Genomic DNA, 14,448 nt, shown 5'->3' with positions numbered 1-14,448 from the left:
AAAGATGAACAAGAAGTTATGGTTGCTATTTGTGGGGCTAGCGGTCATGGTAATGTTAACTGCCTGTGGAACAAAATCTAAGGAAGATGTCCTGAAGGATCTGGACGAGAAGGTTGCCACAAAAGGTTATAAGGCAGATGCTGAAATGACCTTGCAAATGGGGACAGAGCCTCAAACCTATGATGTTCAAATCTGGCATAAGGATCCCTCGTATTACAGGGTGAACTTAAAAAATGCGAAAAAAGATCAAAGCCAGATGATCTTAAGAAATGATGAAGGTGTGTATGTGTTAACACCGGCATTAAATAAAAGCTTCAAGTTTCAAAGTGATTGGCCAGAAAACAGCAGCCAAGCATATCTTTATGAGTCCTTAGTGAAGGATATTGAGGAAGACAAGGATGCTAAATTTTCCTCTACAGATAAATATTATGTATTCGAAACAAAGACAAGATATCAAAACAATAAGATGCTTCCTACACAGGAAATTACTTTAAATAAAAAGGATCTTTCACCTGTCAGTGTGAAGGTAAAGGATACAGATGGGAAAGCACTTGTCACTGTCAAATTCTCCAACGTGAAATTTGACGTTAACTTTGACAAAGCTGATTTTGATTTGCAGAAGAGCATGACTGCAGCAAAGCTTGCAGTACCTGTTATGGCTGAAGTGGATGGAGATGATTCATTCTCTGTCAAATACCCAGAAACTTTACTTGGAGCAAGCCTTGTAGAGGAGAAAAAGGTCGCAACTGATGATGGAGAACGGATAGTATTGACGTATGACGGACAAAAATCATACACCATTATTCAAGAAAAAGCGGAAGTAGCACCAGCAACTGCAGGACCAATTAATATGACAGGAAATCCTGTGGATTTAGGTTTTGCAATCGGAGCGCTTTCCAATAATAAACTCTCCTGGACTTATGAAGGAGTAGATTATATTATCGCTTCGACAGAGCTAGAAGAGGCTGAAATGGCGGAAATAGCTCGTTCAGTACAGGGAGAAGCAATTAAATAAGAAAAAACAGCCGAGTGTGGTACCACACTCGGCTGTTTTTTCGTTACGTCTGGTCTAATCTATTGTTGATTTATTGACAAGCAAAAGTAACAATAGAATAATTAATTATCATACTTCGTGTTAAGAGAGAAGGAAGGTCAGCATTGATGCTAGAGAATGAGTATTTTCGTGATACTTGGGCAGAAATAAATTTAGACGATATAGAAGAGAATGTAAAAAACATGAGAAGCAGGATGGCGGAAGCCAGCAAGCTATTTGCAGTCGTGAAGGCTAATGGTTACGGCCATGGTGCAGTAGAGGTAGCTCGCACTGCTCTTCTTGCAGGTGCAGATTATTTGGCCGTAGCATTTTTGGATGAGGCACTTGCTTTAAGAAATGCAGGTATCGATGCACCGATATTGGTGCTTGGAGCAAGCAGGCCCGCTGATATTCTCGTAGCTGCTAAACAAGACATTATTTTAACCGTTTTTGACGTAGAATGGTTAACAAGAGCGACAGAGCGTCTGCAAGGAAACAAGATAAAAATCCATGTTAAAATCGACTCAGGTATGGGGAGGTTAGGGATTAGAAAAGAACAGGAAGTCAAAGAAATAGAAGAATTCCTCATGTGTCATCAAGAATTCATCTTGGAAGGAATTTATACACATTTTGCAACAGCAGATGAGAAAAATTCCAGCTACTTGAATGAACAGGCAAAGAAATTTGCGGACATATTAGCTTCCTTTAAAGCGAAGCCTCCCATTATACATTGCAGCAACAGTGCGGCAGGGCTGCTTTACCCAGAACTTGCTTTCAATGGAGTACGGCTGGGAATTTCCATGTATGGTCTGACTCCTTCCATGGAAATTAAAGAAATGCTGCCATTTTCATTAAAAGAAGCATTTTCACTTCATACAAAAATCGTGCAAGTAAAGAAGCTTCATAAAGGTGATAAAGTAAGCTATGGTGCCACATATGAAGCAAAGGAAGACGAGTGGATAGCGACATTGCCAATCGGTTATGCAGATGGCTGGCTTAGAAAGCTGCAAGGCCAAGAGGTTCTGGTAAATGGAGTCAGGGTTCCAATTGTAGGAAGAGTTTGTATGGACCAGTGTATGATAAGGCTGCCTCATGAAATAGCGGTTGGAACGAAGGTTACCTTAATAGGGACGCAGCAGGAACAGTGCATTTCCGTTAATGAGATTGCCAAAAAGCTTGATACGATTAATTATGAAGTAACCTGTACCATTGCGAATAGGGTCCCGAGAATCTATCTCAAGGATGGAGCAGTGGATAGCATTGTGAATAACCTTCTAAATTAAAGTAATGTAGTGATTTGAGGCAGAATAGGATAATAAAGGCTGCCGGGGTTTCCTTATGTGCAGGTGACAAAAAATATAAATGTCTAAACTTTATTCGCAAGAGATGCATAAAACCTATATTTTTTGGCGGATAATACATTAGAATTGCTGAATGGACTTTGCAGATTGGGTTATTAATGGTATGATTAAAAAAACAGAGCTAAAAATGGTGTGTAGTGATGGTGGAGGTGTATGTTTGTGTCTGAATCCAGCGCAACGACAGAGATCATGATAAAATTACCAAAGCATTTATTATCTGAATTGGACGGCTTCGTAAAGCAAGAAAATGTGAATCGTAGTGAATTTATTTATCAAGCAACGAAAATGTACCTTAGAGAACGGAAAAAGAGACATATCCGCGAATCAATGAGAAGAGGTTACATGGAGATGGCAAAATTAAATTTATCCATTGCATCTGAAAGCTTTCTAGCAGAATATGAGGCAGAGCATACAGTAGAACGTCTAGTTAGCGGAGGATAATCCTTTGATTGTCAAACGTGGTGACGTTTATTTTGCAGACCTATCCCCAGTTGTTGGCTCAGAGCAAGGCGGTGTCCGTCCTGTACTTGTCATTCAAAACGACATCGGGAATCGGTTCAGTCCCACAGTCATTATTGCAGCAATTACGGCTCAAATACAAAAGGCTAAATTGCCGACTCATGTGGAAATTGACGCGAAGCGCTATGGTTTTGAGAGAGATTCAGTAATTCTTTTAGAACAAATTCGCACGATAGATAAACAGAGGTTAACGGACAAAATCACCCATCTTGATGAAGAAATGATGGAAAAAGTAGATGAAGCTCTGCAAATAAGCTTGGGTCTCATTGAATTTTAATAGGGATAGTTGCGCTCTTTTTTAAGAGCGTATTTTTTTTGTGTTAAAATCGAAGTATTTTAAGAAAATTGGTTTAGAAAAATACATAAAGGGTAAATAAAAAAGTCAAATAGACTTTTTTAAATGATGTGTGGAGCGGTAATTAGCGCTTTAAAAAATAAAGTATGATGAAAATGGTACATCTGCAGTCCTAGGGATTAAGTAATGAAAAATTTGCTAATGATTGATATGCAAAAACCCCCATTACTATCGTCCAAATATGTTAAAATGGAGGATGAACCTTGAAAAAAGAACTAATAGATTATTTGAAATCTAATCATAAAGAAATTCATTCTGACTGGCTGAACAAGTTACAGGTGACTGGTGATACGAAGTTACACGAAATCATCTCCGACAATGATTTTTTTTTAATGGGTCAAGAATTTACTAACCTGCTTCTTGGGGATTCCCCAAGTGCTGAGCGATATGTCAATCTTCCTGTTTTTATCGAAAAGGCTGTCAGTTATAATTGGCCGCTTAGTTTTTTAGTGCGGGGGATACAGGTGCTTGAACAGGTAATTCTGGATCACCTGAAAATAAAAGCGCCAGGTACAGAAGATGTTTATAAGCAGGTGGAAGTCTTGAATGAATGGCTTCATCCACTTTGCCAAAGGATTGTTGAAGTATATTCCGATACGTGGGAGAGGACCTTTTCCTTGCAAAAAATAGCGTTACAGGAATTGTCTGCACCATTAATCCCTGTATTCGACGGAATTACGATAATGCCGCTTGTTGGTACTATTGATACACAGCGAGCAAAACAAATTATGGAGAATTTGCTCCACGGTGTAGTAAAGCATCGTTCAGTGGTAGTGCTTATAGATATTACAGGCGTTCCTGTCGTGGATACGATGGTTGCCCATCATATCATTCAAGCAGTTCAAGCTGTTCGTTTAGTTGGGGCAAAAAGCATGATTGTTGGTATAAGACCAGAGATTGCGCAAACCATTGTTAATCTCGGCATTAAATTAGATCAAATTGAAACAAAAAACACATTAAAAAAAGGCATGGAAAAAGCTTTAGAATATACAAACAGAAAGTTGGTTGGGATTGGTGAATAAGGTGAGAATACCAATATTAAAGCTGCATGATTGTTTGCTTGTTTCTATTCAATGGGAATTAGATGACCAAACAGCCCTTCAGTTTCAGGAGGACTTGCTGAACAAAATCCATGAAACAAGCGCAAATGGTGTTGTAATCGATTTAACTTCGATTGATTTTATCGATTCATTTATTGCAAAGGTACTAGGTGACGTTATCGGCATGTCTAAGCTGATGGGTGCTAAGGTTGTTCTTACTGGAATTCAACCTGCTGTTGCAATTACATTAGTAGAACTAGGGATTAGTCTAAATGATGTATTGACTGCCCTAGATCTAGAAAAAGGTTTGGAGAAATTACAACAGGAATTGGGGGATTGACCTATGGGAGACCAATCCTGCGTAAAGATTGTTAACGAGTGGGACATCGTAGCTGCTCGTCAATTAGGAAGAAATGTAGCAAAAGAGCTAGGGTTCGGTACCGTAGATCAGGCGAGAATAACTACGGCTATTAGTGAGCTAGCTAGAAACATATATTTGTATGCCGGCCAGGGGCAAATATGTATAAGTAAGCTTTCTGAAAGTGGTAAGCTTGGCCTGAAATTAAGTGCAGTGGACAGTGGTCCCGGCATTAAAGATTTGCGACAGGTCATGCAGGACGGATTCTCTACATCAGGTGGCTTAGGTGCTGGTTTGCCTGGAGTAAAAAGGCTGATGGATGAGTTCCAAATTGAAACAGAAGTCGGAAAGGGAACAGATATTCAAGCGATTAAGTGGCTCAGATAAGGGGGGAGACCATGGACTTCCGTGAAATGATGGATTCTAAATATCGAGATCTTCTTGTCAGTTACATTAAAGACGAATCTGAGCAAGCCCTTTATCAAGGGCAGAAGTTCAGCAGGAAATCAATTGAACATAAAATTTCACCAGAAGATATCATTAGCTTACATAAGTACTTAATGATTGATCTTTATCCGGATTTACCGGAGCATGTAGTCAAATCCTTTGATATATTGCTGGAGGTCATGATGGGCTATGGTCTTGCCTATAGAGAGCACCAAAGCCTACGTCATGTCCAACAGGAGTTAAGAAGTGAGATGGAGATTGCCTCTAATGTTCAGCAGACATTGTTGAGTACGGAGATACCGAATGTGGAAAGCATTGATATAGGTGCAATAAGTGTTCCTGCGAAAATGATGAATGGTGATTATCATCACTTTGTACAGGATGAGGATAAGTATATTAATATTGCGATTGCCGATGTTATCGGCAAAGGTATCCCTGCAGCACTTTGCATGTCTATGATTAAATACGCAATGGACAGTCTGCCGGAAAACCGCAATATTCCTGCCAAGGTGTTGGGAAATCTGAATCGTGTAGTCGAGCAAAATGTTGATCCAAGCATGTTCATTACAATGTTTTATGGTGTTTATGAAATGCAATCGCATATTTTTCATTATGCTTCTGCCGGTCATGAGCCAGGACTTTTTTTTGAGGCGAAAACTGAGGAATTCAGTGATTTAGAGGCAAAAGGCCTTCTTTTAGGTGTTGATAAAAAAGCCGAATATAAACAGTTCAAAAAAGAAATGGATATAGGCGATATGATTATCCTTATGTCAGATGGTGTAACTGAGTGCAGGACAGAAGAAGGTTTTATAGAAAAGGAAACTTTAATCGGTTACATAAAAAAACATATTCACTTGAAGGCGCAGGAAATTGTTGACAATGTCTATAAAGAACTTGTTAAAATACAGGATTTTCAGCTAAGAGATGATTTTACTTTAATTATTTTTAAAAGAGAAGTTTAAACCTTCTGCGCATGGGGTATTTATCTAAGACATTAGAATGTTAAAGGTGGGTCGTTAATGAATATTGTAATAGATGTAAACGAAAAAGAGTTAGATGTGGAGATTAAAGTTGCTGGTGAAATTGACGCATATACAGCGCCTAAATTAAAAGAAAGAATTTATTCCTTCTCTGAAAAAGACGGTGTAAGGATGACTATAGATTTATCAGATGTGAATTATATGGACAGCACAGGCCTTGGTGTTTTTGTGGGACTCTTTAAAAATGTCCGTTCACACGATGGGGAATTTAAGCTAATTGGTTTATCTGAACGATTAATCAGGCTGTTTGAAATCACAGGTTTGGCAGATATTATCGACATAAACAGTAAGATTGAAGGTGGGATTAAATGAGTCAGCATTTTGAATATATCGAAATGAAAATCCCTTCTAAACCAGAGTATGTAGGTATAATCCGGTTAACCCTTTCCGGAATCGCTAGCAGAATGGGATTCAGCTATGATGAAATTGAGGATTTAAAAATCGCTACAAGTGAAGCTTGTACGAATGCAGTACAGCATGCCTATAAAAATAAAGAGGCAGGAGAAGTGCTGATTGGCTTCCGTTTATATAATGACCGTTTGGAGGTTATTGTTGCGGATAATGGAAAAAGCTTTGACTTTGACAGCACAACGAAAGAAATTGGTCCATACGATCAAGATGAGTCGATTGAGTTCCTTCGAGAAGGAGGCCTTGGACTCTATCTGATTGAAACACTAATGGACGAAGTGAAAATTCATCATAATGACGGTGTTACAGTCTTGATGACGAAATACCTTGAAGGAGAGCAGGTGGAGAGTGATGCCGAAACAATCTCAACCTAAGCGCCAATTAACTAAAGAAGAAGTTAATGAACTTATTAAGAAATACCAGAATGATCAGGATGAGGAAGCTCAGAATATTTTGGTGATGAACTATCGAGACTTAGTAGAGGTGCTGGCAAGAAAGTACTCGAAGGGTAAGATGTTCCATGAAGATATAAGTCAGGTCGGTATAATCGGACTGCTTGGAGCTATCCGAAGATATGACGAAAGTTTTGGCAAAAGCTTTGAAGCATTTGCTGTGCCGACAATCATTGGTGAAATAAAGAGATTCCTGCGAGATAAGACATGGAGTGTTCATGTTCCTAGAAGAATAAAAGAGATTGGTCCGAAAATAAAGAAAACTGTAGAACATTTAACAACTGAATTGCAAAGATCGCCAAAGGTAAACGAAATTGCCGATTATCTTGAAGTATCTGAAGAAGAAGTGCTAGAAGCAATGGAGATGGGCAAAAGCTATCAAGCTTTATCTGTCGATCATTCTATCGAAGCAGATTCTGAAGGTGGAACGGTGACATTGCTTGATATTGTTGGGGATGTTGATAAAGGCTTTGAGCGTGTTAATCAAAAGCTCGTGCTCGAAAAAGTACTGCATGTATTGAGTGAAAGGGAAAAGAGCATCATTCAATATACATACTTGGATAATATGAGCCAAAAAGAAGCTGGCGACAAGCTCGGGATCTCCCAAATGCATGTCTCTAGACTGCAAAGAAGGGCAATTAAAAAGCTCCAAGAAGCAATTCATGCTGAGTCCAGCAATTCGGAGTTTATTCTATGACAGCTTTAGCTGACTCCAATATTCAAGTTTTAGCACATCAGACGAATAAGCAAGGAAAAACATTATGTGGTGACAGCTATTTTTTTCTATCGACAGAAGAATACTTTATTTGTGTGCTGGCAGATGGTCTAGGGAGCGGAGAATATGCTAATGAATCATCCGAAGCTGTAGCAGATGTGATTAGAAATAATCATACTGCAGATGTGGAGGAGTTGATGGAGCTAGCAAACAAGGTCCTCGTAAAGAAAAGAGGTGCCGCTGTGTGTGTGTTTAAGGTGGATTATGCTATAAAAAGCATTAAGTACAGCTGTGTTGGAAATATTCGCTTCTTTCTGTACACGTCCAGTGGAAAGCTCACATATCCGCTTCCTGTTACAGGTTATCTTTCAGGAAGACCACAAGTTTATAATACTCAAACTTTTGCTTATGAAGCTTATTCGAAATTTCTTGTTCACTCAGATGGATATAATATTCAAGGGGTAAAGGATTTGTTGAAGGGCTTTAATCCGTTACGGAATATTGCAGAAACAATTGCGCAAAAATATAATAATTCAGATGATGATTCTACCTTTATTTTGGGAAGCTTGCTATAATGTAAGCTTTTTTTTTGTCTTTATAGCGATAATTATCCCTTAATATGGATAGTAGTGTTAGATAATTTCAAGTGATATATAGTAATATGAAAGAAGCAACTCTCTTTGATACATATTAGGAAGGACTGTGGTAGCTCGTATGGAAAAGGTTTTAATAAAAGAAGATTATCAATCCATGATTGCGAAGGAGCAATCAGTTACGAAAAAACAAGTCGCTAATGTTCTTGCGTTATTGGAGGAAGGAAATACAGTTCCTTTCATTGCTCGATACCGTAAAGAACAAACAGGAGCTTTGGATGAAGTGCAAATAAAGGATATTATGGACCGTTATCACTATATCCAGAACTTGGAGCAGAGAAAAGAGGAAGTAATAAGGCTGATAGAGGAACAAGGTAAATTGACGGAAGAACTGCGAAAAAGCATCTCAGCCTCTATTAAGCTTCAGGAAGTAGAGGATTTATACCGACCGTATAAGCTTAAGAGAAGAACAAAGGCTACTATTGCGAAGGAGAAGGGATTAGAGACATTCGCTAAATGGCTGATTGAGCATAATAGCAGTTCCCCAATCGAACTAGAAGCAGCGAAATACATATCGGAAGAGAAAGAGGTACTGTCAGCGGAAGATGCAATTGCAGGGGCAAGAGATATTATTGCAGAGATGGTATCAGATGATGCGGAAAGCAGAAAATGGATTCGAAACAAAACGTTTCAATCAGGACTTATTTCAACAACCGCGAAAGATGCTGACAAGGATGAAAAGAATGTATATGAGATGTACTATGAATATGAAGAGCCTTTAAATAAAATAGTTCCACACCGTACATTAGCGCTGAACCGAGGAGAAAAAGAAGATATCTTAAAGGTTTCTATTAAGCCGCCTGTTGATTTGGTAATCAGTTATTTGGAGAAAAAGTGGTTAAAGAAACAAGAATCAGCTTCCAATAACATAATAAAGGCAGCTATTGAAGACAGCTATAAAAGATTGATTCAGCCTTCGATTGAGAGAGAGCTTAGAGGAGAGCTGACAGAAAAAGCGGAAGAGCAAGCTATTCATATATTCTCAGAGAATCTTAGAAACTTGCTGCTTCAGCCGCCACTAAAAGGCAAGATGGTGCTAGGTGTCGATCCAGCATATCGGACAGGTTGTAAATTAGCAGTTGTGGACGAAACTGGAAAAGTACTCGAAATAGGAGTTATCTATCCTCATCCGCCTGTTTCCAAAGCAAAAGAAGCTGCAGCTAAATTCCAAGAGCTATTATCAAAATATAAGATAGAGATGGTTGCTGTTGGAAATGGAACCGCCTCAAGAGAAACAGAGCAATTTGTTGCTGAACAAATTAAAAAACAAAACGAGGAAATATTTTATTTAATTGTCAATGAGGCAGGGGCAAGTGTTTACTCAGCATCAGAAATAGCAAGAGAAGAGTTTCCGAATTTTCAAGTAGAGGAAAGAAGTGCTGTTTCTATTGCTAGAAGGCTTCAAGACCCGTTGGCTGAGCTTGTGAAAATTGATCCTAAGTCTGTTGGGGTCGGTCAATACCAGCATGACGTATCACAGAAAAAACTGTCTGAGTCTCTTGGTTTTGTTGTTGAAACAAGCGTTAATAAAGTCGGTGTAAATGTTAATACTGCTTCTTCTTCTCTTTTACAATATGTTGCAGGTCTCTCAAAGGCTGTTGCTAATAATGTTGTCAAAAAGAGAGAAGAGGAAGGAAAGTTCACAAACAGAAAGCAGCTTAAGAAAATTCCGAGGCTTGGTGCTAAAACCTATGAACAGGCAATCGGTTTCCTGCGCATAATGGATGGGGATGAACCGCTAGACAGAACAGGCATACATCCAGAACACTATGATGAAGTTAAGGCATTGCTGAAAAGAATCGGATTTGACACGAAGCAAATCGGGACAGCTGAAATGAAGGAAGCATTGAGCACTCTTGATATAAAGGTGGTTTCTGAGGAATTGGCTATTGGTATGTTGACTTTAGGTGACATTGTGGATGCGTTAATGCGTCCTAGCCGTGACCCGAGGGATGAGTTGGCTGCACCTTTGCTGAGAACAGATGTATTAAAGCTGGAGGACTTAAAGGCAGGGATGGAGCTTCAAGGTACTGTGAGAAATGTAGTTGATTTTGGAGCCTTCGTTGATATAGGCGTAAAGCAGGATGGCCTTGTCCACATTTCAAAGCTGAGTAATAAATTTGTTAAGCACCCGTTGGATATAGTGAGTGTAGGGGATGTTGTTACAGTTTGGGTTGACGGTATAGATCATAATAAAGGACGAGTTGCATTAACGATGCTTCCTCCTAGTAGCGCTAAATAAGATTAGAGTGAACAAAAGACAAAGGGCAATATGTTCCTTTGTCTTTTGTTCTTCTCTCCTTAAGAACAGTTTTTTCTTCTATAGTAATACCAGCATTGGTTAAGTAGTTTAACTTGGTTGGTGTTTTTTTCGTAGAACGCCTTTTTAATTTGATTTTGGAGCCACGTAGGCATAAGCTTATACCCCCTTTTTTTATGTGCTGTTTTATGGCTCGAAGTGCACTTGGCTGCTGCTGACAGCTGGTTATAAGGTGGGAATTGTAATTGAGCTAACTTTTTCTTTGTATGCTTCATCATATGCTATAATATTTGTCTTGTTGAGGAGGGAATATCATGACAGATCAAGAGCTGCAATTGTTAGTTGAGGAAGTGTCAAATCAATATTTTCAAATACCGTTTATTCATAAAGCATCCTTTAACCCAAGACTCAGGACAACTGGAGGGAGATATTTACTTAACAGCCACAATATTGAGATCAATAGAAAATACCTTGACCAATTAGGGTTGGAGGAATTAATCGGTATTATTAAACATGAGCTTTGTCATTATCATCTTCATATAAATAAAAGAGGTTATCAACACAAGGATGCTGATTTCAAAAACCTGCTAAAGAGTGTTGGCGGGCCGCGTTTTTGCTCATCCTTGCCCCGCGAAAATAATTCAAGCAAACCGAAAAAAGTACTTATATATAAATGTAAATCATGCAACCAGGTTTATCTTCGCAGAAAAAAGGTCGATACTAAAAAGTATGTTTGTGGGAAATGCAGAGGGAAATTAGTGTTAGAGGAAACAAGGAATAATTAGAGAAAAGACGGTTGTTATAAGCATTTATATGCAAGAAAGGCATGTTTCCATTCTTTTTAAAAAAACTTTAGAAATATGCTTGACTTTATATATTTACCTGCCTATAATGTAAAGAGTCGACAAGAGAGAGCGACGGAAACGGAAGTCCTCTAGAAGACAAGCTTTTAAAAATATTCCGCAGTAGCTCAGTGGTAGAGCACTCGGCTGTTAACCGAGCGGTCGTAGGTTCGAATCCTACCTGCGGAGCCATTGTTTCGGGGAAGTACTCAAGAGGCTGAAGAGGCGCCCCTGCTAAGGGTGTAGGTCGCGTAAGCGGCGCGAGGGTTCAAATCCCTCCTTCTCCGCCATTATTTTTTTAATGGCCCATTGGTCAAGCGGTTAAGACACCGCCCTTTCACGGCGGTAACACGGGTTCGAATCCCGTATGGGTCACTTTAATAACTTTATATAATCAAAATGGTCCCGTGGTGTAGCGGTTAACATGCCTGCCTGTCACGCAGGAGATCGCGGGTTCGATTCCCGTCGGGACCGCCATTTTGTTGGTGGGCTATAGCCAAGCGGTAAGGCAACGGACTTTGACTCCGTCACGCGTTGGTTCGAATCCAGCTAGCCCAGCCATTTGCGAGCCATTAGCTCAGTTGGTAGAGCATCTGACTTTTAATCAGAGGGTCGCAGGTTCGAATCCTGCATGGCTCACCATTATTTTAATATCGCGGGTGTGGCGGAATTGGCAGACGCACTAGACTTAGGATCTAGCGCCGCAAGGCGTGGGGGTTCGACTCCCTTCACCCGCACCATTAATTTTAAACGAAAACGTTTATGTGTAGTATGATGAAGGTTATCTATTATAGTGCGGTCGTGGCGGAATGGCAGACGCGCTAGGTTGAGGGCCTAGTGGGGGTTAACCCCGTGGAGGTTCAAGTCCTCTCGGCCGCATCATAAAAACTCTTGACAACCAAAGATAAACATTGTATGATGATAAAAGTCGCTTTCGTGGATATGCGCCCGTAGCTCAATTGGATAGAGCGTCTGACTACGGATCAGAAGGTTATGGGTTCGACTCCTTTCGGGCGCGCCATATTTACGGGAAGTAGCTCAGCTTGGTAGAGCACTTGGTTTGGGACCAAGGGGTCGCAGGTTCGAATCCTGTCTTCCCGACCATTATCAAGTTGGATGAAAGCCAAATAATAATAATAAAATAATATTGCGGGTGTAGTTTAATGGTAAAACCTCAGCCTTCCAAGCTGATGTCGTGAGTTCGATTCTCATCACCCGCTCCAATTAATTTAAATTGCTCTTTGAAAACTGAACAAACAAACGTCAACAATAATCGTTTTTATAACTTTCGTTATAAAAACAAAACAAGTAACAAAAGCTAGAGTTTAGCAATGAGCTAATCTTACTCTTTATCGGAGAGTTTGATCCTGGCTCAGGACGAACGCTGGCGGCGTGCCTAATACATGCAAGTCGAGCGGACTTAAAAAGCTTGCTTTTTAAGTTAGCGGCGGACGGGTGAGTAACACGTGGGCAACCTGCCTGTAAGACTGGGATAACTTCGGGAAACCGGAGCTAATACCGGATAATCCTTTTCTACTCATGTAGAAAAGCTGAAAGACGGTTTACGCTGTCACTTACAGATGGGCCCGCGGCGCATTAGCTAGTTGGTGAGGTAACGGCTCACCAAGGCGACGATGCGTAGCCGACCTGAGAGGGTGATCGGCCACACTGGGACTGAGACACGGCCCAGACTCCTACGGGAGGCAGCAGTAGGGAATCTTCCGCAATGGACGAAAGTCTGACGGAGCAACGCCGCGTGAGTGATGAAGGTTTTCGGATCGTAAAACTCTGTTGTTAGGGAAGAACAAGTACGAGAGTAACTGCTCGTACCTTGACGGTACCTAACCAGAAAGCCACGGCTAACTACGTGCCAGCAGCCGCGGTAATACGTAGGTGGCAAGCGTTGTCCGGAATTATTGGGCGTAAAGCGCGCGCAGGCGGTCCTTTAAGTCTGATGTGAAAGCCCACGGCTCAACCGTGGAGGGTCATTGGAAACTGGGGGACTTGAGTGCAGAAGAGAAGAGTGGAATTCCACGTGTAGCGGTGAAATGCGTAGAGATGTGGAGGAACACCAGTGGCGAAGGCGACTCTTTGGTCTGTAACTGACGCTGAGGCGCGAAAGCGTGGGGAGCAAACAGGATTAGATACCCTGGTAGTCCACGCCGTAAACGATGAGTGCTAAGTGTTAGAGGGTTTCCGCCCTTTAGTGCTGCAGCAAACGCATTAAGCACTCCGCCTGGGGAGTACGGCCGCAAGGCTGAAACTCAAAGGAATTGACGGGGGCCCGCACAAGCGGTGGAGCATGTGGTTTAATTCGAAGCAACGCGAAGAACCTTACCAGGTCTTGACATCTCCTGACAATCCTAGAGATAGGACGTTCCCCTTCGGGGGACAGGATGACAGGTGGTGCATGGTTGTCGTCAGCTCGTGTCGTGAGATGTTGGGTTAAGTCCCGCAACGAGCGCAACCCTTGATCTTAGTTGCCAGCATTTAGTTGGGCACTCTAAGGTGACTGCCGGTGACAAACCGGAGGAAGGTGGGGATGACGTCAAATCATCATGCCCCTTATGACCTGGGCTACACACGTGCTACAATGGATGGTACAAAGGGCTGCAAAACCGCGAGGTCGAGCCAATCCCATAAAACCATTCTCAGTTCGGATTGTAGGCTGCAACTCGCCTACATGAAGCTGGAATCGCTAGTAATCGCGGATCAGCATGCCGCGGTGAATACGTTCCCGGGCCTTGTACACACCGCCCGTCACACCACGAGAGTTTGTAACACCCGAAGTCGGTGGGGTAACCCTTCTGGGAGCCAGCCGCCTAAGGTGGGATAGATGATTGGGGTGAAGTCGTAACAAGGTAGCCGTATCGGAAGGTGCGGCTGGATCACCTCCTTTCTAAGGAAAAATGGATTTATTCCATTCATAGATTGTTGACAGTTTGTTGTTCAGTTTTGAGGGAGC

15 protein-coding genes, 11 tRNA genes and 1 rRNA gene are annotated in these 14,448 nt (G+C 41.1%); 26 read left to right on the top strand and 1 reads right to left on the bottom strand.

Annotated elements, in window-relative coordinates; genetic code table 11:
• Nucleotides 1–4: 4 nt before the first annotated feature.
• The 13 genes from NQZ71_RS00720 to NQZ71_RS00660 all read left to right on the top strand — a co-directional run bounded on the left by NQZ71_RS00720 (nucleotide 5) and on the right by NQZ71_RS00660 (nucleotide 10,623).
• Nucleotides 5–1,015, top strand: coding sequence for a LolA family protein (locus tag NQZ71_RS00720; protein ID WP_144457332.1), 1,011 nt, complete (start codon nucleotides 5–7; stop codon nucleotides 1,013–1,015).
• Nucleotides 1,016–1,161: 146 nt separating this feature from the next.
• Nucleotides 1,162–2,316 carry an alanine racemase gene (gene alr, locus NQZ71_RS00715; protein WP_317011715.1) on the top strand — a complete coding sequence of 385 codons (1,155 nt, stop codon included), beginning with the start codon at nucleotides 1,162–1,164 and terminating at the stop codon, nucleotides 2,314–2,316.
• 237 nt (nucleotides 2,317–2,553) lie between these two features.
• Nucleotides 2,554–2,835: a CopG family ribbon-helix-helix protein gene (locus NQZ71_RS00710; RefSeq protein ID WP_127740842.1), complete on the top strand. Its 282-nt coding sequence runs from the start codon at nucleotides 2,554–2,556 to the stop codon at nucleotides 2,833–2,835.
• A 4-nt stretch (nucleotides 2,836–2,839) separates the two neighbouring features.
• A complete protein-coding gene (gene ndoA / locus NQZ71_RS00705) occupies nucleotides 2,840–3,190 on the top strand; it encodes a type II toxin-antitoxin system endoribonuclease NdoA (RefSeq protein ID WP_016201246.1) in 351 nt (116 codons plus the stop codon).
• A 281-nt stretch (nucleotides 3,191–3,471) separates the two neighbouring features.
• Nucleotides 3,472–4,290 (top strand): STAS domain-containing protein, encoded by an 819-nt coding sequence (locus tag NQZ71_RS00700; RefSeq protein WP_275009624.1) that lies wholly within the window; start codon nucleotides 3,472–3,474, stop codon nucleotides 4,288–4,290.
• 1 nt (nucleotide 4,291) lies between these two features.
• Nucleotides 4,292–4,648, top strand: a complete 357-nt coding sequence (locus NQZ71_RS00695) for an STAS domain-containing protein (RefSeq protein WP_127740846.1) — start codon at nucleotides 4,292–4,294, stop codon at nucleotides 4,646–4,648.
• A 3-nt stretch (nucleotides 4,649–4,651) separates the two neighbouring features.
• Complete coding sequence (locus NQZ71_RS00690) at nucleotides 4,652–5,053, top strand: anti-sigma regulatory factor (protein WP_127740848.1); 402 nt, start codon at nucleotides 4,652–4,654, stop codon at nucleotides 5,051–5,053.
• 11 nt (nucleotides 5,054–5,064) lie between these two features.
• A complete protein-coding gene (locus NQZ71_RS00685; protein ID WP_144457328.1) occupies nucleotides 5,065–6,075 on the top strand; it encodes a PP2C family protein-serine/threonine phosphatase in 1,011 nt (336 codons plus the stop codon).
• 57 nt (nucleotides 6,076–6,132) lie between these two features.
• Nucleotides 6,133–6,465, top strand: coding sequence for an anti-sigma factor antagonist (locus NQZ71_RS00680; RefSeq protein WP_144457326.1), 333 nt, complete (start codon nucleotides 6,133–6,135; stop codon nucleotides 6,463–6,465).
• Nucleotides 6,462–6,935 (top strand): anti-sigma B factor RsbW, encoded by a 474-nt coding sequence (gene rsbW, locus NQZ71_RS00675; RefSeq protein WP_127740854.1) that lies wholly within the window; start codon nucleotides 6,462–6,464, stop codon nucleotides 6,933–6,935. Before NQZ71_RS00680 ends, rsbW begins: the two co-directional genes overlap by 4 nt.
• The gene (gene sigB / locus NQZ71_RS00670) at nucleotides 6,913–7,710 is read left to right on the top strand and encodes an RNA polymerase sigma factor SigB (protein WP_127740856.1); all 798 of its coding nucleotides are present in this window, start codon (nucleotides 6,913–6,915) and stop codon (nucleotides 7,708–7,710) included. The genes rsbW and sigB overlap by 23 nt, the downstream gene beginning before the upstream one ends.
• Entirely contained in the window at nucleotides 7,707–8,303 is a 597-nt protein-coding gene (locus tag NQZ71_RS00665) for a PP2C family serine/threonine-protein phosphatase (RefSeq protein ID WP_144457324.1), read from the top strand. The genes sigB and NQZ71_RS00665 overlap by 4 nt, the downstream gene beginning before the upstream one ends.
• Nucleotides 8,304–8,442: 139 nt before the next feature.
• Nucleotides 8,443–10,623, top strand: a complete 2,181-nt coding sequence (locus NQZ71_RS00660) for a Tex family protein (RefSeq protein WP_317011182.1) — start codon at nucleotides 8,443–8,445, stop codon at nucleotides 10,621–10,623.
• 59 nt (nucleotides 10,624–10,682) lie between these two features.
• On the opposite strand, the gene cmpA is transcribed toward NQZ71_RS00660, so the two are convergent.
• The gene (gene cmpA / locus NQZ71_RS00655; RefSeq protein WP_127740862.1) at nucleotides 10,683–10,796 is read right to left on the bottom strand and encodes a cortex morphogenetic protein CmpA; all 114 of its coding nucleotides are present in this window, start codon (nucleotides 10,794–10,796) and stop codon (nucleotides 10,683–10,685) included.
• 159 nt (nucleotides 10,797–10,955) lie between these two features.
• Between cmpA and NQZ71_RS00650 the strand changes: the two genes are divergently transcribed.
• The 13 genes from NQZ71_RS00650 to NQZ71_RS00590 all read left to right on the top strand — a co-directional run bounded on the left by NQZ71_RS00650 (nucleotide 10,956) and on the right by NQZ71_RS00590 (nucleotide 14,382).
• Complete coding sequence (locus NQZ71_RS00650; RefSeq protein ID WP_127740863.1) at nucleotides 10,956–11,426, top strand: SprT family protein; 471 nt, start codon at nucleotides 10,956–10,958, stop codon at nucleotides 11,424–11,426.
• Nucleotides 11,427–11,600: 174 nt separating this feature from the next.
• Nucleotides 11,601–11,675 (top strand) — tRNA-Asn (locus NQZ71_RS00645).
• Nucleotides 11,676–11,682: 7 nt separating this feature from the next.
• A tRNA-Ser gene (locus NQZ71_RS00640) sits at nucleotides 11,683–11,773 on the top strand.
• Between the two features lie 13 nt (nucleotides 11,774–11,786).
• Nucleotides 11,787–11,858 (top strand) — tRNA-Glu (locus NQZ71_RS00635).
• A gap of 26 nt (nucleotides 11,859–11,884) precedes the next feature.
• A tRNA-Asp gene (locus NQZ71_RS00630) sits at nucleotides 11,885–11,960 on the top strand.
• Nucleotides 11,961–11,969: 9 nt separating this feature from the next.
• Nucleotides 11,970–12,044: transfer RNA gene (locus tag NQZ71_RS00625), tRNA-Gln, on the top strand.
• A 5-nt stretch (nucleotides 12,045–12,049) separates the two neighbouring features.
• Nucleotides 12,050–12,125: transfer RNA gene (locus NQZ71_RS00620), tRNA-Lys, on the top strand.
• 13 nt (nucleotides 12,126–12,138) lie between these two features.
• A tRNA-Leu gene (locus tag NQZ71_RS00615) sits at nucleotides 12,139–12,223 on the top strand.
• A gap of 55 nt (nucleotides 12,224–12,278) precedes the next feature.
• A tRNA-Leu gene (locus tag NQZ71_RS00610) sits at nucleotides 12,279–12,362 on the top strand.
• A gap of 65 nt (nucleotides 12,363–12,427) precedes the next feature.
• Nucleotides 12,428–12,504: transfer RNA gene (locus NQZ71_RS00605), tRNA-Arg, on the top strand.
• Between the two features lie 6 nt (nucleotides 12,505–12,510).
• A tRNA-Pro gene (locus tag NQZ71_RS00600) sits at nucleotides 12,511–12,587 on the top strand.
• A 45-nt stretch (nucleotides 12,588–12,632) separates the two neighbouring features.
• Nucleotides 12,633–12,706, top strand: a tRNA-Gly gene (locus tag NQZ71_RS00595).
• Between the two features lie 126 nt (nucleotides 12,707–12,832).
• Nucleotides 12,833–14,382, top strand: a 16S ribosomal RNA gene (locus NQZ71_RS00590).
• The last annotated feature ends 66 nt before the right edge of the window (nucleotides 14,383–14,448 follow it).

Origin of the sequence: Niallia taxi (assembly GCF_032818155.1) — a bacterium.
Classification (GTDB): Bacteria; Bacillota; Bacilli; order Bacillales; family Cytobacillaceae; genus Niallia; species Niallia taxi_A.
This window is presented reverse-complemented; position numbering and strand designations above follow the sequence as displayed.

What these genes read in the sequence shown, in the direction of transcription:
- NQZ71_RS00650 (WP_127740863.1), top strand. Translation starts at nt 10,956, where the DNA reads ATGACAGATCAAGAGCTGCAATTGTTAGTTGAGGAAGTGTCAAATCAA.
- rsbW (WP_127740854.1), top strand. Translation starts at nt 6,462, where the DNA reads ATGAGTCAGCATTTTGAATATATCGAAATGAAAATCCCTTCTAAACCA.
- NQZ71_RS00660 (WP_317011182.1), top strand. Translation starts at nt 8,443, where the DNA reads ATGGAAAAGGTTTTAATAAAAGAAGATTATCAATCCATGATTGCGAAG.
- cmpA (WP_127740862.1), bottom strand. Translation starts at nt 10,796, where the DNA reads ATGCCTACGTGGCTCCAAAATCAAATTAAAAAGGCGTTCTACGAAAAA.
- NQZ71_RS00720 (WP_144457332.1), top strand. Translation starts at nt 5, where the DNA reads ATGAACAAGAAGTTATGGTTGCTATTTGTGGGGCTAGCGGTCATGGTA.
- NQZ71_RS00690 (WP_127740848.1), top strand. Translation starts at nt 4,652, where the DNA reads ATGGGAGACCAATCCTGCGTAAAGATTGTTAACGAGTGGGACATCGTA.
- NQZ71_RS00685 (WP_144457328.1), top strand. Translation starts at nt 5,065, where the DNA reads ATGGACTTCCGTGAAATGATGGATTCTAAATATCGAGATCTTCTTGTC.
- alr (WP_317011715.1), top strand. Translation starts at nt 1,162, where the DNA reads ATGCTAGAGAATGAGTATTTTCGTGATACTTGGGCAGAAATAAATTTA.
- NQZ71_RS00680 (WP_144457326.1), top strand. Translation starts at nt 6,133, where the DNA reads ATGAATATTGTAATAGATGTAAACGAAAAAGAGTTAGATGTGGAGATT.
- sigB (WP_127740856.1), top strand. Translation starts at nt 6,913, where the DNA reads ATGCCGAAACAATCTCAACCTAAGCGCCAATTAACTAAAGAAGAAGTT.
- NQZ71_RS00665 (WP_144457324.1), top strand. Translation starts at nt 7,707, where the DNA reads ATGACAGCTTTAGCTGACTCCAATATTCAAGTTTTAGCACATCAGACG.